Annotated in this window: 21 protein-coding genes; 17 read left to right on the top strand and 4 right to left on the bottom strand. The window is 53.6% G+C overall.

The window, feature by feature from the left end; genetic code table 11:
* Positions 1–46 precede the first annotated feature (46 nt).
* The 5 genes from AYW79_RS00840 (at position 47) to AYW79_RS00820 (ending at position 5,980) form a co-directional block, all read left to right on the top strand.
* Entirely contained in the window at positions 47–1,138 is a 1,092-nt protein-coding gene (locus AYW79_RS00840) for an ABC transporter substrate-binding protein (protein WP_197461053.1), read from the top strand.
* Positions 1,119–2,897 carry an ABC transporter permease gene (locus AYW79_RS00835; protein ID WP_082806847.1) on the top strand — a complete coding sequence of 593 codons (1,779 nt, stop codon included), beginning with the start codon at positions 1,119–1,121 and terminating at the stop codon, positions 2,895–2,897. Before AYW79_RS00840 ends, AYW79_RS00835 begins: the two co-directional genes overlap by 20 nt.
* The gene (locus AYW79_RS00830; protein ID WP_067560550.1) at positions 2,898–3,977 is read left to right on the top strand and encodes an ABC transporter ATP-binding protein; all 1,080 of its coding nucleotides are present in this window, start codon (positions 2,898–2,900) and stop codon (positions 3,975–3,977) included. It abuts the gene before it with no gap.
* Positions 3,978–4,033: 56 nt separating this feature from the next.
* On the top strand, positions 4,034–5,182 hold the full coding sequence (locus AYW79_RS00825) for a VIT1/CCC1 transporter family protein (protein ID WP_082806848.1): 1,149 nt from the start codon (positions 4,034–4,036) through the stop codon (positions 5,180–5,182).
* 186 nt (positions 5,183–5,368) lie between these two features.
* A complete protein-coding gene (locus AYW79_RS00820; protein WP_067560548.1) occupies positions 5,369–5,980 on the top strand; it encodes a YIP1 family protein in 612 nt (203 codons plus the stop codon).
* A 32-nt stretch (positions 5,981–6,012) separates the two neighbouring features.
* Here the strand turns inward: AYW79_RS00820 and AYW79_RS00815 are convergent, their stop codons facing one another.
* Positions 6,013–8,271 (bottom strand): universal stress protein, encoded by a 2,259-nt coding sequence (locus tag AYW79_RS00815; RefSeq protein WP_179122991.1) that lies wholly within the window; start codon positions 8,269–8,271, stop codon positions 6,013–6,015.
* 158 nt (positions 8,272–8,429) lie between these two features.
* Here AYW79_RS00815 and AYW79_RS00810 point away from each other — a divergent pair, with 158 nt between their 5' ends.
* The 8 genes from AYW79_RS00810 to AYW79_RS00785 all read left to right on the top strand — a co-directional run bounded on the left by AYW79_RS00810 (position 8,430) and on the right by AYW79_RS00785 (position 17,528).
* Positions 8,430–10,040, top strand: coding sequence for a sensor histidine kinase (locus AYW79_RS00810; RefSeq protein WP_067560544.1), 1,611 nt, complete (start codon positions 8,430–8,432; stop codon positions 10,038–10,040).
* 15 nt (positions 10,041–10,055) lie between these two features.
* The gene (locus AYW79_RS00805) at positions 10,056–10,754 is read left to right on the top strand and encodes a response regulator transcription factor (RefSeq protein ID WP_197461054.1); all 699 of its coding nucleotides are present in this window, start codon (positions 10,056–10,058) and stop codon (positions 10,752–10,754) included.
* 141 nt (positions 10,755–10,895) lie between these two features.
* On the top strand, positions 10,896–11,024 hold the full coding sequence (locus tag AYW79_RS16235; RefSeq protein WP_269449095.1) for a hypothetical protein: 129 nt from the start codon (positions 10,896–10,898) through the stop codon (positions 11,022–11,024).
* Positions 11,021–11,122 (top strand): potassium-transporting ATPase subunit F, encoded by a 102-nt coding sequence (locus tag AYW79_RS16320; RefSeq protein ID WP_418251478.1) that lies wholly within the window; start codon positions 11,021–11,023, stop codon positions 11,120–11,122. The genes AYW79_RS16235 and AYW79_RS16320 overlap by 4 nt, the downstream gene beginning before the upstream one ends.
* A gap of 22 nt (positions 11,123–11,144) precedes the next feature.
* On the top strand, positions 11,145–12,839 hold the full coding sequence (kdpA, locus tag AYW79_RS00800; RefSeq protein ID WP_067953449.1) for a potassium-transporting ATPase subunit KdpA: 1,695 nt from the start codon (positions 11,145–11,147) through the stop codon (positions 12,837–12,839).
* 25 nt (positions 12,840–12,864) lie between these two features.
* Positions 12,865–14,880, top strand: a complete 2,016-nt coding sequence (kdpB, locus tag AYW79_RS00795) for a potassium-transporting ATPase subunit KdpB (RefSeq protein ID WP_067560540.1) — start codon at positions 12,865–12,867, stop codon at positions 14,878–14,880.
* A gap of 35 nt (positions 14,881–14,915) precedes the next feature.
* Entirely contained in the window at positions 14,916–15,518 is a 603-nt protein-coding gene (kdpC, locus tag AYW79_RS00790; RefSeq protein WP_067560539.1) for a potassium-transporting ATPase subunit KdpC, read from the top strand.
* A gap of 90 nt (positions 15,519–15,608) precedes the next feature.
* Positions 15,609–17,528 (top strand): APC family permease, encoded by a 1,920-nt coding sequence (locus AYW79_RS00785; protein WP_231877928.1) that lies wholly within the window; start codon positions 15,609–15,611, stop codon positions 17,526–17,528.
* Between the two features lie 32 nt (positions 17,529–17,560).
* Here AYW79_RS00785 and AYW79_RS00780 read toward each other — a convergent pair whose 3' ends face one another.
* Positions 17,561–18,178: a SpoIID/LytB domain-containing protein gene (locus tag AYW79_RS00780; protein WP_156481956.1), complete on the bottom strand. Its 618-nt coding sequence runs from the start codon at positions 18,176–18,178 to the stop codon at positions 17,561–17,563.
* The gene (locus AYW79_RS00775; RefSeq protein ID WP_067560538.1) at positions 18,175–18,756 is read right to left on the bottom strand and encodes a carboxypeptidase-like regulatory domain-containing protein; all 582 of its coding nucleotides are present in this window, start codon (positions 18,754–18,756) and stop codon (positions 18,175–18,177) included. Before AYW79_RS00775 ends, AYW79_RS00780 begins: the two co-directional genes overlap by 4 nt.
* Positions 18,757–19,099: 343 nt before the next feature.
* On the opposite strand from AYW79_RS00775, the gene AYW79_RS00770 reads away from it, so the two are divergent.
* The 3 genes from AYW79_RS00770 (at position 19,100) to AYW79_RS00760 (ending at position 22,276) form a co-directional block, all read left to right on the top strand.
* The gene (locus AYW79_RS00770; RefSeq protein ID WP_067560537.1) at positions 19,100–20,374 is read left to right on the top strand and encodes an ABC transporter substrate-binding protein; all 1,275 of its coding nucleotides are present in this window, start codon (positions 19,100–19,102) and stop codon (positions 20,372–20,374) included.
* Positions 20,375–20,468: 94 nt separating this feature from the next.
* Entirely contained in the window at positions 20,469–21,449 is a 981-nt protein-coding gene (locus AYW79_RS00765) for a carbohydrate ABC transporter permease (protein ID WP_418251477.1), read from the top strand.
* Complete coding sequence (locus AYW79_RS00760; protein ID WP_067560536.1) at positions 21,446–22,276, top strand: carbohydrate ABC transporter permease; 831 nt, start codon at positions 21,446–21,448, stop codon at positions 22,274–22,276. Before AYW79_RS00765 ends, AYW79_RS00760 begins: the two co-directional genes overlap by 4 nt.
* On the opposite strand, the gene AYW79_RS00755 is transcribed toward AYW79_RS00760, so the two are convergent.
* Entirely contained in the window at positions 22,266–23,459 is a 1,194-nt protein-coding gene (locus tag AYW79_RS00755; protein WP_067560535.1) for an ROK family transcriptional regulator, read from the bottom strand. The two genes, AYW79_RS00760 and AYW79_RS00755, sit on opposite strands and share 11 nt — an antisense overlap.
* 145 nt (positions 23,460–23,604) lie before the next feature.
* On the opposite strand from AYW79_RS00755, the gene AYW79_RS00750 reads away from it, so the two are divergent.
* Positions 23,605–24,771 (top strand): HAMP domain-containing protein, encoded by a 1,167-nt coding sequence (locus AYW79_RS00750; RefSeq protein WP_067560534.1) that lies wholly within the window; start codon positions 23,605–23,607, stop codon positions 24,769–24,771.
* The last annotated feature ends 16 nt before the right edge of the window (positions 24,772–24,787 follow it).

Here is a 24,787-nt window from a genome sequence, read left to right as displayed (position 1 = left end):
AGAATGATAGAACGCAATCACGAATCAGACACGAGGGGGATTTATGTTGAAAACACGTACGGGGATAACGCTTGGAGCAGGCGTACTCGCAACGCTTGTGATTGTTCCTTTTGCACTCCACGCATCTACGACAAGCGTGCCTGCAAACGCACAACAACCGCACGCGTCGAGCGCCAAGCGCGCTTCCGCAGCCAAGGGTCATCTGGTGCTGTACTCAGCGCAAGGCTACGATGCGGCGATGGCGGCGGCGTTTCAAAAGAAGACGGGCATTCAAGTGAACCTCGTGGATGACTCGACAGGAAACATCGTAGCCCGCATGGAGGCAGAGCGCACCAATCCGCACTGGGACATCGCATGGTTTGACGGCGACTCCACCATGCAATCCCTCGCCAACCAAGGCATGCTCCTAAAAGGTTTTACTCCATCCGATATGTCAAACTATACGCCGCTCGGGCACTCCTTGCTCCCGAAGGATCACGCCTATTTTCCGGCATCCGTAACTGCGGCGGCGGCGATCGCCTATAACACAAAATATCTCTCGCCAAAACAGGCGCCTACCTCGTGGAATGATTTGCTCTCACCGCGTTTCAAAGGTCAAGTGGCGATGAATGATCCAAGCATTTCTGGTCCGACCTATCCATTCGTCGCAGGCATCATGCAGCAGCGCGGCGTCAAAGGTGGAGAAGCTTACTTTAAAGCGCTCAAAGCAAATGGACTGAAGGTTTTCCCGACAAACGGCGTGACGCTCAATGCCCTTTTGACTGGCCAAGTCAAGGTGATCATGATTCAAGACTCCGCACTGACGAAAGCAAAAGCGTCTGGTGAACCGATCCGCATCGTGTATCCATCGACTGGCGTTGCGATGCTGCCAGGCGTGATGGCGATTGACAAAAACGCGCCGGATATGGCGGCCGCCAAAGCGTTTGTCCAGTTTGTCCTCTCACCACAGGGGCAAAAGATCATGTTGAATCCAGCCAACGGCGGCGGCGATTCGTATTTTAATCCGATCATCAAGGGATTGAAGCCCGATCCGCAGCGGCAACAGGCAGGCATTCACTGGGTTCGCGTAAACCCGGTGCGCGCTGCCGCGACTGAAAATCAGATCAAGACATGGTTCCATGACAACATTGTCCAATAATCGCGCGCGCTATGAGAGAATTGCGCGCCGCCTGCGCGCCGTCGGGGCGACGCCAAGTCTTCTCATCCTCTTCATTTTGATGATCTATCCCATGGGGACGCTACTGCTACTGGTAGCGTTCCCCCACGCGTTTGACATGACGCCTTCCTTTCGCTTCTCACTGAGCGCATTCTCTGGTACCTTTTCCGACCCAGGAAACGCGAGCGCGATTGTGAACAGCCTGTTGTTTGGCGTTCTCTCTGCGCTCCTTGCCAGCATCTTGGGCGTGATAACAGCCATCGGATTAGCGCGTACAAGGGGCATCGCGCGAACGATCCTTCGCGTCTGCATTTGGGTCGTCTTTTTTGCGCCATCGTACATCATCGCTCAGGGGTGGGTCATCCTGATGCAAGATAACGGGATTCTGGCGCAACTCTTTCACATGCCAAACGGTTTTTCCGGCTGGTTCTTTTCGCCGACTGGACTGGTGGTCGTCATGGGCTTTCGCTATTTTCCATTTGTTCACTTTGCAGTGGAGCAGGCGATTGCAAACATCGGCGGCGAATTGGTCGATGCAGCGCGGCTTAGCGGCGGGAAACCTGCTCGCGTGTTGCGCAGCGTGATTCTTCCCCTGTTGCTTCCGGCGCTTCTGGCAGGGACTTCGATCGCCTTCGCAGAAGGCTTCGGCGATTTTGGGTTTGCCGCCGCGATCACGCCGCAGATGCAGATTCCCCTTCTCTCGTATCAGATCTATGCGGCACTCAGTCAGGCGCCCGTCAATTTTTCAGCCGCTGCTGTCTTGTCTCTCGTGCTGCTTGTCGTCACAGGCATGGCGCTGTGGCTTCAGTTTTTTATCTTGTCAAGGCGAGGATTCGCCACCATCTCAACCTCGCAGCGGCCAAGCGTTCGCATGGCCGGCGGCAAGCTGTGGGTCGTTCTCGCATATGGGATCGCTCTTGGTTCCTTGATCTTGCCGATGGGCGCGACGCTCTGTGCCGCGCTCTGGAAAAACATGACGAGTGGGATTGCGAGCAACAACTGGACATTCCAACATTTTAACCACGCGCTCATCACGGGCGGTGGGATGGCGGCGCTCGGAAACTCGGTCGCATATGCGCTCATCAGCGGTTTCGCCGCTGCTGGATTGGGGCTTTTGATTTCTTTTCAAATGTCATTCGTAAAAACTGCGCTGAATCGCGTTCTCAGTATCATCATCATTGGTTCGATCGCAGTTCCAGGCGTCGTCATGGCGGCGGGTTTTGTGCTCGCGTGGAATGGCGTGTGGTTGATCCCGCTGCATCTCGTACTCTACGGAACGCCAGTGTGCCTCTCGCTTGCCTATATCGCGGGGTCGCTGCCGTACTCGATACGCCTGCAGATGGGCGCGCTCAGTCAAGTTTCGGTCAACCTTCTGCGCGCCGCGCAGGTGTTGGGTGCAAAACGTCTGCGCCTGCTTCGCGTCATCGTTTTTCCACTCATTCGGGGAACGGTGCTCTCGACGTGGTTGTTGGCGTTCATCGGGACCTTTTTTGAACTGCCCGCATCCTCCTTGCTCTATCCGCCCGGTCAGCCGCCGTTTCCCGTCTTGATCGCCGCAAAGTTTAACGCGTTTCTATGGTCACAGGGGTCGGCGCTCACACTGCTTGGCATGACGATTTTGATCGCCGTGTATGGACTTGGCCAACTGATCGTGAGAATCCGCGCGTGGCGAATCAGAACATGGCGCGTGGCCTTGCGGGTTGAAAAACGTGTCTCGTCGATGCGTGTGGAGGGTTCTTAAATGGCAAATACTCACGTTGTATTAAACGATGTTGTGAAGAAGTACGGCGCGCGAAACGTGCTTTCACGGGTGTCGCTTGAGATTGAGGAGGGACAGTTTGTCGCATTGCTCGGACCGTCAGGATGCGGGAAAACGACCATGCTCAGCGCGATCGCAGGACTCGTTCCGATTGAGGAAGGCCAGATTTCAATCGGCGGTAACGTGGTGTCAAGCGCGAGTTTCACGCTGCCGCCTGAAGAGCGCAAGATTGGAATGGTGTTTCAGGATTTTGCGCTCTGGCCACATTTGACGGTGTTTGATAACATCGCTTTCGGGTTACGCGTTCGCAAGATGAACAAGGCGGCGATTGTAAAGCGTGTCGAAGAAGTGCTCGAGCAAGTGGCGCTTCCGGGGTATGAGAAACTGTTTCCGCATCAGCTGTCAGGTGGTCAAAAACAGCGCGTGGCCATCGCCCGCGCACTTGCTCCTGGTCCGGCGCTCATGCTGATGGATGAGCCGCTCAGTTCGCTTGATGCGGGACTGCGCGAACAGATGCGCTGGGAGCTTCGGCGGATCACGCAAGAGGCGCAGATCACCACCATTTATGTTACACACGACCAAACAGAGGCGTTGAGTATGGCCGATCATATCGTACTCATGCATAATGGTGTTGTGGAGCAACAAGGGGCGCCGGAGCCAATGTATAAGCGGCCGCACACGGCGTTTACCGCGACATTTCTTGGCGCGGCGAATTTGTTGTCAGGACGAGTGATTCGACGGACGGCAGGGCGCGTGGCGATTTCCTGTCACGGGGTAACGATGGAAGGGACGGAAGAGCAGGATCTTGGCGATGAGGTGACGCTTGTCATCCGCCCGCAGGATATGGTAATGACGGATTGCGATGAGGCGCGCGGGTTGCCAGTGATCGTTCGCCAGCGCGCCTACCACGGCGCACAGTGGCAGTATCGTCTAGAACTCGCGACAGATGGGTCAGGTCAGATGCTGGAGTGCTGGTCGCCTGTGGAGTGGGCGACAGGCAGTCAGATCACGTTGCAGTATGATGTGGAGCGATGCCTTGCTGTTGCTCGAAAGACGTCATGATCTCATGGAACTTGATTGATGTTGCAATGAAAAAATGAAAGTGGAGGAAGCGCTTCTTGAGTCTTGGAATGCAGGACCGGATGGTTAAAAAGACGTTGCTCGAGAGTTGGCGACGCGAGATGGATGCGACGCGTCTCTACGCGCAGGCCGCAGCGCTTGAAAAGGATTCGGGTCGCAAGTCCATCCTTTTGCAGCTTTCGAAGATTGAGCAGACGCACGCAGAGATGTGGGCGCGAAAGTTGAAGGAAATTGGAGAGCAGGCGCCCGCGTCAGCGTATCAAGCGCCGCCAGTGGAACACGCTTCAAGTGAGCAGTTGCTAAAGCGACTGGATGCACTCGAGCACAGCAACGCGGCGTGGTATGAATCTTTAAAGCATGTGTTTGAGGATCCTGAGATTCTGCAAATCATCGACCAGATCGATGAGGATGAATCGAACCACGACAGCAGTGTTCGCGGACTGTTTGCGGCGCCAACAGCGCATATTGGCGAGCGTTTGAGCAGTTTGTGGGGGGCTGAGCGCTGGCACAAACAGTCGGCTGGAGGGTGGGTCGGCGACGCGATCTATGGTGTGAACGACGGCCTTGGCGCGATCTTTGGGATCATTTCAGGGGTTGCCGGATACACGGCAAACGGACATACGGTGCTCGTCAGCGGTTTGTTTGGCGCGATTGCAAGCACCTTGTCGATGGGGGTAGGGGCGTGGCTCTCGACGCGCTCAAAGAACGAATTGGCGCATAGTGAGCTGCATTTCGAGCGCAAAGAGATCAGGGAGAACCCGGAGCTTGAAAAGGAAGAGTTGCGCCTTTTGTATCAATTGAAAGGTTTTACAGAGAATGAGGCGGTAGAGATTACGGAACGCTTGTCAAAGGATCCCGAGCAGTTTCTAAAGGCGATGAGCCAAGAGGAGCTTGGCATCACGGATGAAGGCGGCAATCCGTGGACGTCTGCCGGCATTGGCAGTCTTTCAACATTTGTGGGCGGGATTCTTCCACTTATTCCGTTTTTCTTTACGGGTGGCGTCACAGCGATTGTGCTCGCTGCGATTGTGAGCATCGTTGCGCACTTTGCCGTGGGCGCGGCAAAGAGCTTGATTACTGTTCGCCGCTGGTGGACGAGTGGGCTTGAAATGACGGCAGCCGGCGTCATTGTCGGTATCGTTTCATATGGAATTGGACTTCTAGGTTCGTTGCTCATTCACGGGTGATACCGCACAGTTTTAAACATCTTTTATAAAAATTCAACCCGCAAAGCTTCAGCCCGCGTGTCGAGCATCATGCTTGATACGCGGGCTTTTTTTACAAGTCAAAGATGACTAGAAAGGATCGTTACGGCGCATGGTACAACAGGAAACAGAACCATACGTTGCGCATCCAGAAAGGAACAGATCGATTTGAGCGAAGCATGGCATGACTATTTTCAATTTTTGCGCCATCCCGGGCAGTATTTCACGTCTCTGAGAGAGCATCCGGCGTGGCGAAGAACGTTTGTCATTCAATGGATTGGGTATGCCTTGATGATTTCCTTTTTGATTTATTTTGGAGGCAATCGATTTGGTGCGGCCAACCTTAAAAGTGTCTTGGGACTGTTTACTTTTCTAGTTGGACCAATCGTTAGTTTGTTGATTTTCACAATTTACATCATCGTCCAGGGGTTTTGGATGTGGCTCAGTTTGAAAATGTTTCGCCTTTCACTCACCTATAAGCAATGTATGAGGATCGTGATTCACGCATCGCTGATCTCATTTTTGAATTTTGTCATCATCTTACTGGTGGAGTTTTTTAGTAGCGGTAATCAACTTCACTTTTTGACGCTTGGCATGTTTGTATCAAGTAATTCTAAATGGTCGACCTTACTTAGCAGCATTGGGGTATTTTCGATCTGGCAGGTGTATGTTTTTACCGTTGCAGTAAGTGTATTCAACGGGGTGTCTAAATGGCGTGCGCTACCTCCAGTCATTCTCATGGAGGTAATCCCCATGTTACCCGCGCTGTTTCGCGCGTGAGCCGGATCGCGGTCGCCTGTTGGCGCGCAGACTCACGGCGCGAGTGCGAGTACAACCACGTCGACACTTCGAATCGAGCGAAGCAGCGTGCGCAGGGTGTTGCCACGCCGCTTGATCTCCATGCGCGAGCGCGACGAGTGGCCAAGCACCACTTGCGTGGCGAGTTTCTCCTCCATGTCATTGACGAGTGTCAGCGGAATCTCCCGCGCGGTTTGCGCGTGCAAAAGGATGAACGTTCCCCCGAGACGTTCCGTCAGTGCGCGCAGACTCTCCAAGCAGGATCGTTCCTCATCGCTATGCGTAGTTCCCACTTGGACGAAACTCACAAACATGGTCGCCTTCATACGGTGCGCGGTGCGAAATCCGCGGCGAATGAGAAACTCCGCTTTATGCGACGCATTGACACACACATAGACGACTTCCATCCTGCGCCACGGCCCGCGCAGTGCGCTTCGATCGTCGTGCGCTTCGAGCCGATCGTCAATGTGATCGGCCACTTCGCGCAGCGCCAGTTCACGCAGTGCAATCAGGTTGCCTTGCCGAAAAAAGTTTGCGAGCGCCTGTTCCGCCTTGTCGAGCGTATAAATTTTCCCTTCCCGCATCCGCTGCTGTAAGGTCTCGGGTGGAACGTCGATCAGCACCACCTCATCGGCCATGCGCAAAATGAAGTCAGGGATTGTCTCGCGGACCCTGACACCCGTAATCTGAAAAATGGTGTCGCGCAAGCTCTCCAGGTGTTGCACGTTGACCGTCGATATGACTGAAATTCCCGCTTCGAGAATCTCTTCCACATCCTCGTAGCGCTTCTGGTGTTTGCTCCCCACGATATTCGTGTGCGCGAGTTCATCGATCAGGACGACTTCTGGATTCCGCCGCAGGATTCCCTCCAGATCCATTTCTTCAAACATCGTTCCACGGTAATCAAGTGACTTTCTAGGCAGCACATCAAGATCCCGGATCTGCGCCTCGGTTCCTTTACGTTTGTGCGTCTCGATCAGGCCGCCGACGACGTCGATGTGCCGCCGCTTCAGATCGTACGCCTCTTCGAGCATCATGAACGTCTTGCCGACGCCGGGCGCCGCGCCAATATAGATCTTGAAGCGCCCGCGTCGCAATTTCTGTAGCACATGCGAGAGATCGCCCTGCTTTATCGCTGCGTAGGGGTGCGCATTTCTGCTGCGTTGACGATACGTCAAGAGCCGCTCACCGTGCGTGGAGTGGCGATCTGCGATCACCATCAGATCGATTTGCTTGGCCTGCTCCAGCAGTTCATTGAGGATTGACCCTTTTCTCCACTCTTCAAAGCGGCTGCGGCGTGACTGCCCGATGACGATCCGCGATATCGCGTGCGCCAACGCATAGTCCACAATGATCCTTGAGATCGACGCTGCGGGTGTGCGCAATGCTTCGTGGAATGTCGCGTCCACTTTATCCGCCAGTTTTAGAATCGCGTCTTTAAACGCGATTTCTTCCGTCGTTTTCTTTTGCTTTTCTTCGGTGACTGTCATGATGTGAAGTTCACCATTCAAGCGATTGGCGAGTTGCTGGCCGCGTCTTATCAGAAGGGTGCCATTCGAGTTATAGCTGAGTGCGACGAGAATCTTCTCGGCCGCAGGCGATGCGTTTTGCAGGGCGTGCGTCTTGCGGTACTGTTCTAATCGTTCATTCACATCGTCCGCGATAAGCCGCAGCGCAAACTCTCGCAGAATCGAGAGCGCATCCTGGCTCAACTCGGGTGTGAGGCGCGCGTCGCCCTTTTTTTCTTTTTCCAGCCGTTTGAGGACCGCTTCGGGGTCGACATCGATCAGTTTGATCTCGTGTGCGCCTGCCACTGCGGACAGCGGCACCGTATGCCTGACTTCAATGCCTGTCAATTTTTTGATGTTTTGTCGCAATTCTTCAATGTCATAGATATTCAAGGTCGTCATCACATGGATGCCATGCTCTAGCAAAAAGGTTACATCATCAAGACGCGTCGGGAAACGCGCACTCGGTTGATTTGCGTGCGCCAGATCATCAACAAGCAGGAGATCTGGCTTGTGCGCAAGAATCGCCTGAACGTCGAGATCTGCGGATGCCTCATGGGCTGTTGCCTTGATGATCGGGATCGAGGAGAGGGGCGCTTCATTCACAAATTCCTCAAGTGGATGCTCTTCACTGACGCCAGAGAGTACCACATTCATTCCGGATGCGAGCAGATCGTATCCGTCATGAAGCATCGTGTAGGTTTTGCCCGTTTTACTACCCGCGCCTAAGTAGATTTTAAGGTGTCCCTTCTTAAGAAAGGACATCTCCTCCATGATTTCTGCATGTGATTTTCTCCGGAAGGGGTCACTCGACATCGCGACGTCTCCTTTTTGAACATCCGCTTTCCATCAACGTCAAGATTGCCTTGTCCTTGCACCGTGATATCATGAAATCATATCACAATCGCCAAGAGGTAAGAAGAATGTCGAAACAAGGAACGCAGCGTATATGGATGACCTTGGCGCTTGTCGTCACCGTATCCATCATCGTCTGGAAGATTTCTGACGCGTGGAGTGTGGCGACAGAGCGACTGCGGGCATCCCATTTTGCACTCCTCTGCCTGTTTGAAGCGATGAGACAGCGCGAACTTCACCATCCAGCGCTTGTGACGCACCTGTTGCGCGCGGCAAACCAGGCGCTTGGCGCGTCCTTTCGCGGGCCGTTAACCTATGATGTTTCATCCTTGGAGCGCATCGCCATCGCGCAAGCGGGAGCGATCGCGTCGCCCAGCGCCGTAATTGCAGAGCAGGCTAGTTGGATGATCGCGATTTTCCTTGTGCTGATGGTTTACATCGTAAAAGAGAAGAAACTTACGCGACTGATCCGCGAGCAGGAGTTGCTTCGCGATAAGCTACTGGCCATCTCGGGCGGCTGGATGCTGGCGACGGTAAAACCGGGCAGCGTCAAAGAAGTGATGACACACATCCTTGAGCAGGTGACCATCTACACGGATCTCTCTTCTGCGGAGGTGTTACAGCAGGTTCAAGGGGAGGACGGGGTGTCTCTGCGCTCATACTGCAGAAGTGGTCCACTTATTTCTGACTCGATTCGCGAGATCCCAAACGCGCTTTTGCATGTCGAGGCAGGCGCGATCAACGAAGTCATGCGCACGCGAAGGGTCTGGTACAGTGGAGTCTACGCTGAGGTGGGCACCATCCTGCCGGGAATTCGCATTCCCAACACGGCAGTGTACCCGCTCATCGATCGCGACCGCGCGCGCGGTGTCTTGGTTTTGCGCGGGCACGGGGGCCAGTGGAACGCTCAACTCTCGGATTTGCTCGCGATTATTGCGCGTGAGATCGCGGTGCTTCTCACCTATGGAGCGATGGAAGAGGATGCGGCGAATGTTGCGCGCTATCGCGAGATGGACCGTCTGCGATCGGATTTGCTCGCAAACGTCTCGCACGAACTGCGGACGCCCCTCGGGTTGATCCAAGGGTATGCGGAGACGCTCGTGTATCGCGGAAAACGGCTGTCTGAAGACCAGCATGCAGAGTTTGCGCAATTCATCGTAGATGAGAGTGTACAATTAGAGAATCAGATTGATAAACTCTTGAAAGTCTCCACGTGGAAAGCGACGGGCGCGCATCTTCAAAAACGTCCGTTTCTCGGCGCCGAGTGGATCAAACGCATCCAAAAGAGACTCTCGACGCAAACGCGTGTCGCGTTGCACCTTTGCGATGAACACGGGGAATTCCTCTTGGGCGACCCGGATGAATTGATGGACGCAACGTTTAACCTGCTTGATAACGCACTGAAATACTCGGCGGATCACATTGATCTTTTCATTGAAATGCGCCCGGATACCCTGCGCGTCCGCGTGCGGGACTGCGGAAAAGGCGTTCAGGGTAAAGACCTTGAGCGAATCTTTGAGCGTTTTTATCGCGGCGATGAGCATGCCCGCTCTGAGATTCGCGGATCGGGGCTAGGGCTTAGCATTGTCAAAGAGATTATTGAGGCACACAACGGTCGGGTCTTTGCGCAAAATACGAAGAGCGGCTTTGAAGTCGGCTTTGAAATACCCATGGTGTAAAAGGTGGAGAAAATGGTGCAGCAGGCAGAGTCGATCTTGATTGTGGAGGACGAAGAGAGATACCGTCGCTTGCTCTCGATGAATCTCGAACTCGAAGGGTACCGCGTGACGGCAGTCGGTGACGGCCACGCGGCGCTTGAGCAGGTGTTTGAGCGAGAGCCAAGTCTCGTCGTGCTCGACATGCGGATGCCTGAGATGGATGGATTCGAGCTTTGCAAGCGACTCAGGAAGATAACGTCCGTTCCGATTTTGGCGCTGACAGCGCTCAACACGGAGTCTGATCTGATTCACGCGCTTGATTTTGGCGCGGATGATTATATGACAAAACCATTCTCGCTCCAAGAACTGATGGCGAGGATTCGCGCATTGCTGCGCAGAAGTCAGAGCCTGCTCATTGAGGAGGAACTGACGTGCGGACCGTTTCGCCTTCTGCATGAGACGCGTGAGGTCGAAGCGTTCGAACAGCGGACAAGGCTGACGCCGACCGAGTGGAACCTTTTGAAAGAGTTGGTGCAGCACGCGGGAAAGGTGCTCACGCACGAACATCTGCTCGGCAAGATCTGGGGACCAGAGTATCAGGATCAGCATGAGTATTTGCGGGTGTATGTACGCCGCCTACGCTCTTACCTTGAACCTAACCCCAAACGTCCCGTCTATCTCGTGACGATTGCGGGAATCGGGTACATCCTCTACGCTTCCGCCCACGATGAATAAATCGTGAAGGATATGAAGAAAATACCATTCACAAGTTTGATACACAGCGTGAACCCCCAAAAAGGTTCACGTTTTTATTTTTTTTTCACGTTTGTGTGCCGTCTATCTAGCAAGTTATTTACGAGGTGGGAGGTACAATACGTGAGGCACAAGCGACTTGTAAATTTAGGGAGGGGGTCGCGCTTTATGTCCGATCTCTACATGATCGCATTGTTACTGATTGGATTTGGCTTTTCCCTAGCGCTGATGCGCTATCTCGACAAGCTGTGAACGGGGGAGTGGACGTGGAGAACTGGGTATTATTGACGCTTTCGATTGTGGTCATGCTTTATCTCGTTTTTGTCATCGTTCGACCAGAGAAATTTTAGCAGGATAAGGAGTTGAATGCGGGTGTCCCTCTCGACGGTTTTGACATGGATTGTGGTTCTCGCGGTGTTTTTAATCACAATCAAGCCGATTGGACAATACATGGCGAAAGTTTTTACGTATCAGCCAACGTTTTTAGATCGTCCCTTCGGCTGGCTGGAAAATGGCATTTTTCGTGTGATCGGCGTGTCGCGTGAAAGTGACATGACGGCCAAACAATACGGCATCGCGTTTGTGGGCACGAATCTGGTTTGGGTGTTGCTCGCCTATTTCTTGCTGCGCATTCAGAATATCTTGCCGTTCAATCCGCAGCACATGAGCGGGCTCAACCCGTTGCTCGCGTTTAACACGGCAGCCAGTTTTACGACGAATACGAACTGGCAGGCGTATTCGGGAGAGAACACGATGTCTTATTTCTCGCAGTTTGGCGTGCTCTCTTACCTTCAATTTGTAACTCCCGCGGCGGGTGGCGCCGTTGGCATCGCGGTCGTACGCGCGCTCTCTGGACGCAAACTCGGCAACTTCTTTGTCGATCTCACGCTTGTCTGCACGCGACTCCTGCTTCCTTTGGCGATTGTCGTCACGCTCATTCTCGTCGGGCAGGGCGTACCGGAAACGCTTGGCGCCTACTTTCAGGCGCACACCTTGGGTGGTCAGACACAGTTGATTCCGCGCGGGCCGATCGCGAGTTGGGAAGCGATTGAACACCTCGGGCAAAACGGTGGTGGGTTTACAAACGCCAACAGCGCGAATCCGCTGGAGAATCCGAGCGCGTTTTCAAACATCATCGAAACAATTTCAATGGGTCTTTTGCCGATCGGTTTCTTCTATTTCTTTGGCGTAATGACGGGCAGAAGAAAACTTGCCTGGACATTAACCGCAGTCGCCGGATCCCTCTTTATGATCATGCTTGCGCTTGCGTACTTCCCAGAGGTGGCGGGCAACCCGATTGTCAACAGTCTGGGACTCGCGACGCACGGCAACATGGTCGGTAAAGAGCTGCGTTTTGGCATGGGTGGCACCTCGATCTTTGAGACGGCGACGATGGCGTTTACGACAGGGTCGGTCGCCAGTGCGCATGACAGCTTTTTGCCACTCTCATCCCTGAGTTTCTTTATCGGGATGTTTCTCAACATGGTGTTTGGCGGCAAGGGCGTCGGCTTTCTCAACATGATCATGTTTGTCATCATCACGATCTTCTTGATGGGCTTGATGGTTGGGCGCACGCCGGAGTTTCTTGGCAAGAAGATTGAAACCAAAGAAGTGACGCTGGCGTCAATCGCGTTTCTGATTCACCCGTTGTTGATCTTGGTGGGGACGGCGATTGCGATTCACTCGCCCGCGGGGCTCAAAGGGGTCTACAACGGAGGGCCACAAGGGTTGGGTGAGATCCTCTACGGGTTTACCTCTGCGGCCGCCAACAACGGGTCTGCGTTTGGCGGCCTTGGCGCGGCGCTTCCGTTCTATGAGATTGCGCTCGGCATTGTGGTGATCATTGGGCGCTATGCGTCCGTTATGGCCATGCTTCTCTTGGGGCAATCGCTGCTCAAGAAAAAGACCGTCCCGGAGACTTCAGGAACGATGCACACCGACACGCCACTCTTTGCGGGCATTTTGTTCGGGGCAATCATCATTCTGAATGCACTGACCTTTTTTCCGATCATGGCGCTGGGCCCCTTGGCGGAGCAGTACTTGATGTTGGCCCATCACTTGTTCTGATTGAAAGGGGAGGGAAACGAGTCACATGGCAAAGACAAACGACTTGCGGTTGGCCAAAGGGTACAATATGCAAGTGCTAAAAGACACCTTTCGTAAGCTGAATCCAGTGGAAATGGTGCGTAATCCGGTGATGATGGTCGTTGAGATCGGGACGCTTGTCACCCTCTGGTTCACCATCCAGGCGTCAACGCCGGGAACGCGCTTCTATAATGGATTGGTGACAGTTATCCTGTTTTTCACCATCCTGTTTGCGACGTTTGCCGAGGCGTATGCTGAGGCGCGCGGACGCGCCCAGGCGGATTTTTTGCGCAAGACGAAGTCTTCGACAAAGGCGAAGATTCTGCGCGCGGACGGCGGCTTTGATCTCGTCGAATCGGCGAGCCTTGAGAAGGGAACGCGCTGTCTCGTCGAAGCCGGGGATGTCATTCCGGGAGATGGCATGGTTATCGAGGGAATCGGGTCGATCGACGAGTCAGCGATCACAGGTGAATCGGCGCCTGTCGTGAAAACGGTCGAAGACAGTGTGACAGGCGGGACGACGCTTATGTCCGATCGCTTGGTCATCGAGATCACGACGCATCCGGGCGAGTCGTTCCTCGATCGCATGATCGCGCTGGTCGAAGGCGCCAAGCGACAAAAGACACCGAACGAGATCGCGCTCTCTGCGCTACTCGGCGTGCTCACGCTGATCTTTGTGCTCGTGGTCGTGACACTGGCACCAATTGCCGGGTATTACGGATCGGGGGCGACGGACACGACGACACTCGTCGCGCTGCTGGTGTGTCTCATTCCAACGACCATTGGCGCGCTCTTGTCGGCGATTGGGATCGCTGGGATGAACCGCGTATCGCAAGTGAATGTCGTTGCAAAGAGTGGACGCGCCGTAGAAGCGGCGGGCGATATCGATACGATCATTCTCGATAAAACGGGAACGATTACCATTGGCAATCGCATGGCGACAGAATTCTTTCCAGTCTCTGGCGTGACGCTTGCGGAACTGGCAGACGCAGCGCTTTTGTCTTCGCTTGCGGACACGACGCCTGAAGGGCGTTCGGTGGTCGAGCTTTCGCAGCGCATGTTGAATCTTCAACTGCTACCGAAGGCGGACGGCGAACCGATCCCGTTCTCGGCGCACACGCGGATGAGCGGCATCGACCTCGTCGATGGTCGGCAGATTCGCAAAGGCGCGGTGAGCGCCATCAAAGAGATCGTCGCGGGCGCGCAAGATGAACTCGATCAATACGCAGAGCACGTTGCACGTCAGGGTGCGACACCCCTTGGCTGTTCCGTGGATGGTCGGGCGCTTGGAATCATCTGTTTAAAAGACGTGGTCAAACCAGGCCTAAAAGAAAAGTTTCGCGATTTTCGCGAAATGGGGATCCGCACGGTGATGGCGACAGGCGACAACCGCATCACGGCGGCGGTCATCGCGGAAGAGGCGGGCGTTGACGACTTCATCGCAGAGGCAAAACCGGAAGACAAAATCGAGTTGATTCGCCGTGAACAGGCGGAAGGAAAATTGGTTGCCATGACGGGCGACGGCACGAACGACGCTCCGGCGCTCGCCCAAGCGGACGTAGGGCTCGCGATGAATTCCGGGACGATGGCCGCCAAAGAGGCGGGCAACATGATCGATCTCGACTCAAATCCGACCAAGCTTCTGGAAGTGGTGATGGTCGGCAAGCAACTCCTGATCACGCGCGGCGCGCTGACGACGTTTTCGATTGCGAATGACGTCGCAAAGTATTTCGCGATCATTCCTGCCATGTTTGCGTCCGTGCCTCTTCTTCACGTGCTTGGCGCGCTGAACATCATGGGGCTAAAGACCCCGCACGGCGCCATCTTGTCGGCTCTGATCTTTAACGCGTTGATCATCCCAGCGCTGATTCCGTTTGCGGTTCGCGGTGTCAAGTATCGCGCAGAATCGGCGGATCGGATGCTCGCCCGCAACATCTTCAATTGGGGAGTGCTTGGCGTCATCATTCCGTTTGCGGGTATATGGGTGATTGATCGAGTCCTTGGCATCTTTGGTCTCGCGTAACGCGCAAGGATCACGAGGAGATAGGAGGAAGATCGATGGTAAGAATGTTCAGACCGATGATCGGCGTCACGCTTTTGCTTTGGGTTTTGTTGGGGTTACTCTTCCCCTTGGTGATGACCGGGGTCAGCAATCTCGTGATGCCGTATCAGGCGCAGGGAAGTCCCGTGTATGTTAACGGCGTTTTGGTGGGCGCGGCGCATGTCGGACAGAATTTCCAACCGAGTCCCGATTACTTTTGGGGAAGGCCATCTGCCACGCTGTCCGTTTCAACAGGTAAAGCAAAACCGTATAACGCGTTTGCCTCTGCGCCAAGCAATAATGGACCGACAAGTTCTGCGCTGATTTCGGATATTAAGCAGCGTATCGCTTATTTGCTAAAAACGACGCCTGGCTTGACGACAGGTCAAATCCCTGTCAGTTTGGTGGAGAGCTCCGGATCGGGACTTGATCCTGACATCAGCGTGCAATCCGCGCTCATTCAGATCCCACGCGTCGCTAAATACACGCATTTGAGTGAGTCGTTCTTGACGGGATTGGTTAAAAATAATACCTTAGGACCAAGCATGGGACTTTTTGGACGTACACGTATCAACGTTTTGGAACTCAATTTGGCGCTTTACAAAGCGCTGCATAGTTGAGTCAGATGGTGTGAGTGAGAAAAATGCCCGCGATACAGCAGGCATTTTTTCTCATCTCGCACGTGCGATTTCACGATACAGGCAGTTGGGGTGAATGATATCGGAGTACCCATTTGGCAACTCATTGCGCTCCTTCTGATCGCCACCCTTTTTATTGTGGGGAGAATCACGGGGTTTCGCATGGTCAAACGACTGCTCGTCGGAAGACCGCTTAAAACGAGAGAACTTGGCCAGGCCCAGCAACATTTAGTCTGGTATCTGGCGCTACCGATTTTGTCTGCGGATCTCTACTCGTCTGTCGCGTATGGTCCTGAGGCGGGCGCCACGGAGCTTGTCGGCTTGGGACGAGGTGCAGAGTGGCTCATCCTGCCAATTGTCGGCGCCACCGTATTGCTTCTTCTCATCATCGTGCTCTCTTACATCATGGGGATTCTCGCCTATCCGAACGGAGGCGGGGGGTACTCGATTGCGCGCGACAACTTCAAGTCACCGTGGATCTCACTCGTCGCGGCAAGCGCCCTCATGATCGACTACGTGCTGACCGTCGCGGTGTCTGTCTCGGCGGGGATTCTGGCGATCGCATCGGCCTATCCTGCGCTCGTGCCTGATGAGACCGTCTTGTCGGTCATTTGCGTCGCGTTGATTGCGCTTGTCAATCTGCGCGGTGTGTCGGAGTCAGCCACCCTGTTTTCGTGGCCCAACTTTTTATTTGCCGCATGCATGCTCTTTCTCATCGGTTGGGGCGTGACGAATGACGTGTCTCACGGATTTGTCCAGCCGCAAACCCCACCTTTTGGCGTGTTGCCTAAGGGTTTTACGCTGCTGCTGATATTGAAGGCATTCAGTTCAGCCTGTTCGTCGTTGACAGGGATCGAAACCATCTCGAATGCAGTTCCCATTTTTCGGGAGCCAAAGCAAATGGGCGCAATCAAGGCCTATGTCACGATGACGATCGTCACAGGCATCACGCTTGTCGGTATTGGTTACCAGTTGTATGTCAAAGGAATCACCGTAAAACCGAACAATACGATGCTCTCCCAACTGACTGCCGTCTACTTCGGTCACGGTCCAATCTATCAGATCATCACGTGGAGCACATTTCTTGTTTTGATCATCGCGGCAAACTCCACGTTTACTGGGTTTCCGCAACTCATGGCGCTGGTTGCGAGGGATAAGTTTTTGCCGGAAGCGCTCAGTTTGCGCGGTGACCGACTCGGGTTTTCAAACGGCTTGATGGTGCTCGCACTGCTGTCCTCTGTCTTGCTCGTGGTCTTTCAGGCGCAAACCAATGCACTGATTCCGCTTTTTGCCATCGGCGTGTTTATGTCGTTTACGATCGCCCAAATCGGCATGATGAAACGCTGGATGAAGCTTAGAACGAAGCGTTGGCAGGGGAAGGCATTTGTCAATGCGGTTGGCGCTGTCGTCACGGCGCTTGTTACGATCGTCTTTTCGGCGACAAAATTTTCACAAGGCGCATGGATTGTGCTTTTTGCCATCCCGCTGATGGTGAGTTTGGCGCTCATGATCAGGCGTCACTATGCGCGGCTTGAGCGTGAGCTTGCGCTTGATGTGCAGACAGAACTGGCAGAAGAGCACCACGTGATCTCTGTGCTGCTCCTGTCTGATATTGATCGCATCGCCCTGCAATCGGTCTCGTTTGCAAAGAGCATCGCACAGGATTTGATCGCTGTGTACATAGGATTTGATGATGAGTCGATCGCCGCTGTGGAAGCAAAGTGGAAAGCCTGGGGAGAGCCGTGCCGACTGCTCGCCTTTAAGAATGAGTATCGGTCTGTCCTTCAACCGTTAACGCGTCTTGTCAAGCGATTGCAGACGCGTGAAGGGAGAGAGCCAGACCATATTCATATTCTTTTGCCACAGTTGGTGCCGAGCGTGTGGTGGCAGTTTGGGCTTCACAATCAGAGGAATTTCGTCATTCAGGCATGGTTTTTGCGCAATCAGGATGTTGTCGTGTCGACAATCCCATACCACACCCGTGATCGCTAGCAGCGCGAAGAGGCGTGGCGTGGGACGTTGCTTTACACAAATTTGAGCAGATAGCTCGGATAGTACAGATTGAGGATGTTTGGGAACAGCATTTTGGCGATTTGGCCAAAGTATTCTGATCCCCACTGCGCCATGATGTTCGTTCCGATAAATCCGCGATTTTCGCGATTCGGAAACCCGGCGCGATACGATAATTCCATGATCTCTCCCGTTGACGGCGCATAAACATAATTCCACGTGTCTTGCACCGCCTGATCGGTCACGGTTTGGCCGCTCAAATATCTGAACTGCTGGAAATTGGTCGTGTTGTCGACATCATAGGTGAAACCACTCTGCGTGACGGGGTGAAGCGTGTGATACCAGGCGAACATTTTGACGGCGATGGCCCCCGCTTTGAGCGCCTCGGGACTCCAGGTTGGATACCACTCATTGGGCAGGACGTCTTTGCAATATTCCTCAAAGCCGACCGTTTGCACATAGAGAATTGGGCTGACCGGGTTGTTATACGCGCGAATGGCGACGCGAATGACGGATGGGTACGATGTGTTGTAGACGGATTGCATTTGTGCCGACGCGGGTCTAGGACTGGCAACACACAGGCTACCCATTGCGATGAATCCCGCGAGAAGCGTGTTTTTCGCTCTCTTCATGGTTTGGCTGCCCCAGATTTCTTTTGCTCTGGGCTCCACGGCAGGTAACCAGGGTCACCCGGAATGGCCGGCTGCTGTTTTAGCTTCAATTCCTCGGCATAGTGCGCGACAAACCCGCGCAAGTCTTGCTGGTGGATATTGCCGAGTGACGCGGATGGAAAATTGCGCGCGTTCGGAGTAATTGGCTGCAAGATGATGGGTTGCACCGTGTGGTTGGTGATCGGGACGATGAACACAACCTGACCGTTGAAGCCGGTTGCCACAGCAATCGCCGTAACGATACCCTTCGTTTTCAGATTTTCATTCCACTCTGTGATATAAAAAGGGACGTTCGCGCGAAACGTTCCAGTTGAATCGGTCAGACCGGTCGTTAGGATCTTGCCGTCAGGATTGATGACGATCACGCGAGCGCCCGCGATGACTGTGGTTTTTGGAGAGCCAACGCGAAACTCGATCTCGCCGTTCGGAGGTCCCTTGTACTCGTCCGAAGGTGTCGCGGCGAACGTATTGACAGCAATGGGAAGCTGAAGGGCTGTACAGAGCAACACAGAGTACATAAATTGATTTGTTTTTTTCAAGCGAGCACTCCTCCTGTACATCTGCATTCACTAAAGAGGGTGTCCAAAGTCATCTTGCTTATGTAAAAGGTGAGACGAAAGGCAAAAATTTGGCATTGTCCGTGCGAAAAAGATTACAAAAGGATTGCAATCCATAGATACATAGTTTAATATCCAAAGTAAGATCTCTGATGGACGCAAAATAGGTGAAATTAGACCGGATCAACCCATATTTTGTTATCTTGGTTGATTGGTTTTACATACATCCGTGGCATGGGGCGTTTGTCTAAAGCGCATGGATTTTCACTTAATTTTGAAAGCGTTCACAAGAGTTATCACGAACAATCGACAAGGGGGATTATTCATGAAACGCAACCGTCTGATTGCACTTAGTTCAGCAGCGCTTTTGACACTGACGATGGCGGGGAGCGCATTGCCTGCATTCGCGGCGGCGCCAGCCAAATCGGATCTTCAGATTTTTAGTTGGTGGACGGGAGTCGCCAGCAGCAAGGCACTGAAGTCACTCATGACGATTTATGAGCACCAGTACAAAGGTTCCACAGTCACGAATGACGCTGTCGCGGGTGGCGCTGGTTCAAACGCGAAAGCCGTTCTCGCGGGACGCATGGAGGCGGGCAACCCACCGGGCACCTTCCAAGTGCACGCAGGTGGCGGTTCGCTTCTTAGTTGGGTGCAGGCGGGGGATATGAAACCGCTCAACGCACTGTATAAGTCTGAGGGTTGGTACAAAGTGTTCCCTCGCTCGCTTCTGAACTTGATGACGTTTAACGGGAAGATCTACGGTGTTCCGGTTGACATGCAGCGCGCGAACGTCCTCTGGTACAATCCGACGATCTTTAAAAAGTACCATCTCACCGCGCCAAAAACATTCCCGCAGTTCTTCCACGACGCGGCGGTTCTAAAAAGCCACGGCATCACGCCGCTGGAGCTCGCGAACCACGGCAACTGGGAAGCAACGCTTCTTTTCAGTGACGTTCTCTTGGGCACAGTTGGTCCAGTGAAATACGACCAACTGCTGACAGGACACGCCTCCTGGAACATTCCTGGCGTAAAAGCAGCCGCGAACACGTTCGTAAGAATGCTCGGTTACGCGAACAAGGACTACACTGCGCTTCACTGGCAACAGGCGGATCAAGCTGTGGCTCAAGGCAAAGCGGCCATGAACGTCATGGGCGACTGGGCGCAAGGCTACTTCTCGACTGCGTTGCACCTCAAACCAGGTGTTGGTTTCGGTTGGGCAGCGACCCCGCAAACCCACGGCGTGTTTGGCGCAGTCTCGGACGTCTTTGGACTTCCGTCAAAACTGAAAAACGATACGCCGACGATCAACTTCTTGAAAGTGCTGGGTTCCAAAGTGGGTCAGGATACGTTCAACCCGCTCAAAGGCACCTTCTCGCCGCGGCTTGACTCCAATATGGCGAAATATAACGCCTACTCACGCTCTGCGATGATGTCTTACAAGCGCGACCGACTCGTCCTGATCATTGGTCAAGGTGCAGTCAACCCAGGGTTCACGAACAACTTTAACAATGCGATGGAAATCTTCGTAAGCAATCACAATGTCAACAATTTCGTGAGCGCGATCGTGAGCGCCGCGCAGTCTAATCCGCTCAGCTAATCGAGAGCGTCGATTCAATCGTGCGCGCACAGCCTGATGCACTCGGCTGTGCGCGTCTTTTCTGTAAGTACTCTTCACAGTTTGGAGGTGTCGCGTGAAAACGGCAACCGAGTTGAATGCAAAATCAATCCCCAAAATGCCAGCGTCAAAGAGAAAAAAGTTCTCCTGGGACATGTTTTCCTCCGTCGCGACATTGATTCCTTCGCTGATTTTGCTCGGCGTTTTTGTCTACGGATTTATTGGTTGGACGACGTATGTATCCTTTTCACAGTGGAATAGTCTCATTCCAAACTTTAATTCTGCGGGATTCTTGAACTACTCCATCATCTTCTCGTCCTATCGCTTTCAATCGGATCTTCGAAACATTGTCGTCTTCACCGCGTTTTTCATCATTGCCTGCCTGATTGTCGGGCTCTTTTTGGCGCTTCTCATTGACCAGAAAATCAAGGCGGAAGGTTTCTTTCGCAGCATCTTCCTCTTTCCAATGGCGATCTCGTTTGTCGTGACAGGCGTCGTCTGGTCGTGGATTTTAAATCCGAGCACAGGTGTCAACCTGATCTTGAAGGCGTTTGGGTGGAAAAGTCTGCCGAGTTGGTTTCTTAGTACAACCATTTGGCCGAATTGGCCTTTCGGCCAGATTCAGATCGGCATTCCGGTGGCGCTGCTCGCCGTCTTGATCGCGGCCGTCTGGCAAATGTCAGGCTTCGCGATGGCCGTTTATCTCGCTGGACTACGCGGCATCTCCGACGAGATCAAAGAGGCTGCGCGCATCGACGGTTCAGGCGTCTTTCGCATGTTTTTCTCGATCATCCTGCCGCAACTGCGCGGCACGACGACCACGATCATTATCATTCTGACGGCCGCTTCACTCAAAATCTTTGGCCTGATCTACGCGATGACAGGTCCCGGTCAACAGTTTCTCACGGATATGCCGAGTCTCAACATGTTCCAGACGACCTTTCAAGGCGACCAATTCGCGCAGGGCGCCGCAATCGCGATCGTCCTTCTTCTCATGATCGCCATTTTTATCGTTCCATACCTTATCGTTACGCTGCGCCAGGGGGATGACGCATGAATACGCTCGCACTTCGCCGTGTCTCACGAACGCTTCTCTACGTTGTTCTCATTCTCTTGGCGGCGCTTTATCTTGTGCCCGTCTACGTCGTTGTCGTGACCAGCCTAAAGTCGAACGCGTCCGTCAGCCTCGCGCAGATGTGGAACTTTCCAAACGTGTTCAGTTTTTCAAGCATTGCAAGTGCGTGGGCACAACTCGGTCCCAATTTTATCAACAGTTTTGAATTGGCGATTCCGGCGACGCTGATCTCATCGCTCATCGGCGCACTCAATGGATACGCGCTTTCAAAGTGGCGTTTTAAAGGCTCGTCTGTCGTCTATTTCTTCATTCTTTTTGGCATGTTCATCCCGTACCAGAGCGTGCTGATCCCGCTTTTAAAGGTGCTTGACGTCATCGGCCTCTACAACACGATCGCCGGTCTCATCCTTGTTCATGTCGTCTACGGGATTCCGATTGCGACGCTTATCTTCCGCAATTACTACACGTCTATTCCGCTTGAGATGATCGAAGCGGGGAAAATCGACGGAACGGGATACTGGGGGATCTTTCGCTATATCATATTGCCACTCTCCGTGTCCGGGTTTGTCGTTGCAGGCATATGGCAATTCACGCAGATTTGGAACAACTTCCTGTTTGCCGTGTCGCTCACGAATCCGCCCGATCAACCTGTCACAGTCGCGCTCGTCAATATCGCGGGTAGCCAGACTGTGCAGTGGAACGTGCAGATGGCGAGCGCGCTTCTCGTTTCGGTGCCGACGCTGCTTGTCTACATTTTACTTGGCAAGTTTTTTGTACGCGGTTTGCTGGCGGGTTCGGTCAAGGGGTAACCGTTTCGTCGAGGAAGATGGTCTGATTCATCACATGCGTCGCCGCGCCGACGGCGATGGCGTGTGCGGATGCGATTGAGATCGGGATGTTTTTGTTCGCGCCGATCAGTCGATACTGCAAAACGCGTTCAATCTCCGGGAGAATAAAAGTGGAAGCCTGAGAGATCGTCCCGCCCAAGCTGATCCGGTCGGGGCTGAGAGCATTTACGATGTTTGCGATTCCTATGCCGAGGTGCTGTCCAAGCGTGTTTAGCGCACGGATATACGCGCGATTGTCCGCATAAGCGCCATCCAGGATCTGCTCCATAAGCCCTCGGCGCAAGTCGATCGCTGCATGGTTTCCACCCGCTTCGTTGATGTATTGCAGGAGGCTGCGCTCAGAAGCATACTGTTCCCAACACCCGTAGTTTCCGCAGACGCAGCGCTGTCCCATGGGGGAGATGGTCATGTGTCCAAATTCACCCGCCGCGCCAGAGCGGCCTTTATAAAGCTCACCGTGGATCACGATCCCGGTATTGATACTCGATCCCGCATGGATATACACAAGGTTTTCTTTGCGCGATGCGCTTTTCAAAAGCTCTGACCACGCGCCGCAGTTTGCGTTGTTGTCAATGAAGACGGGCAGTGTGGTGCGTTCGGCGAGTTCAGCGCGCAGATCCCAGTCACTCTCGGTAATGCCGCGCAGGTGGTGGGAGGCGCCTGTCTTCGCATTGATCAGACCGGGAAGCGCGAGACCGATACCGACCAAACCGTGTGAGCTCTTCGGTGCCGCGGCCTGGGCAGCCTGCACCTCCTCCATGATCGCGTCGAGGACCGCAGTCGCGGTGTCCGCATTTGTCAAAGCGTCAAGCATACGCTCCTGCTTATAGACCACTTCACCGCGCGTATTGCAGACGACCGTTTTTAGAAACGGAAGTTCAAGATCCATGCCAATCGCATACGCCGCATTTGCGTTAAAGCGCAGAAGAATTGGCTTTCTACCGCCAGTTGACGAACCGTATCCGATCTCTTGAACCCACTGTTCTTCGATCAATTCATCCACAATATAGGAGACAGTCGCTTTATTCAGACCCGTGATTTGGGCGAGATCAATCCGCGATGTTGTTCGTTGATTGCGAATGATATGAAGGACGGTGGCGCGATTGATCCTTCTCATCGCAGGCGCATCAACATTGAGCTTCATCAGGAGTCACCTCGCCAAAGAACACAAACCGAGAATATAAAGTAGATATGATATGATGAGTTTCAATCAATGTATCACGAAATCGCGCGTGTCACCATGAGAGAGCCGGCAGAATTGCGCATTCATGACGAGGTGAGGTTTTCCTATGTCTTTATACAAGAAACTAATGGCACTTTTCCTACTCGTCATGTTTATCGTGTTGGGATCGACGCTTGGCATTGTCTACACGCAAAGCCGTGCGTTGATGATTGGGCAGGCAGAACAAAAAACAGTGCTCCTCATCCAAACCATCAATTCTTATTTACAGTCAGGTGCGTCCAATTTCGACTTTGAGACCATCTTACTTCATCTCAGTCAACAAAACCAAGACTTCAAAGCCTTTGATATCTATAAGTTAAACGGCTATTTCTATGACATCGCTTCTACAAATCCGCAGAAAATTGGCTCTGTCGCGCCTAAAAATGTAGAGCGGATCATGACGCAAGGAAAAACGGTGACGAAGCTGTCAGGGAATGATCTCTACGTCGTCGCGCCCATTCTCGTAAACGGAGTGACACTCTACAGCACTGCGGTGACCTATTCGATCGTTCGCGATCTCTCGACGATTGATCAACTGCTGCTCAAATATCTCATCATCGGGCTTCTTGGTATTGGGATTGCGGCGTTGTTGATCGGCGTGTTCGCACGCCGAATGTTATCGCGGCCACTCCTGCTGATCACGGCGGCGGCAAACGATATTGCGCAAGGGAACCTCGCGGTCGATCTCGCGCCGTTTGATCGAAGGGGCGACGAGATCGGGATGCTCGCTAGGACCTTTCAGACGATGGCGGGTCACCTTGAGGGGATCTTGTCGGGGATCATTCAGACATCTGATCAACTCAAGCTGGCGTTTCATACGCTCGTCGCGGGCGGCGACGCCACGGTGCGCGGCGCACTTCATGTCTCAGACGTGATGGATCACATGGAGAAAGCGCTTACGGCGCACAGACAGTCGGCAGACGAGTTGGTGACGATGAGCCGGCAGCTTCTCTTTCGTGTGGATGGGGTGGGGAATCAGATTTCCTTCCATCAATTGGAACAGGATGTCGAGGTTTGGTTGCAAGGGGCGGAACGGATGGCGCTGCGCGTTGAGACGCTGAGTGAGGCGTTGCGCACTGTTCGCGCGACGGCAAACGGGCAACTGGCGTGGATTCAACAAGTGAATCGCCAAACGTCGCAGCTCGAACGGCTTTCTGCCGACTTGCAGAGGTTGACCGCCACGTTTGCCGTCGACATCCGCGAGGTAGATTCTCAGGATGATGGATCAGTGTAGCATGAAATGAGGCGCG

The sequence above is a fragment of the Ferroacidibacillus organovorans genome (assembly GCF_001642725.1).
GTDB lineage: Bacteria > Bacillota > Bacilli > Alicyclobacillales > SLC66 > Ferroacidibacillus > Ferroacidibacillus organovorans.
This window is presented reverse-complemented; position numbering and strand designations above follow the sequence as displayed.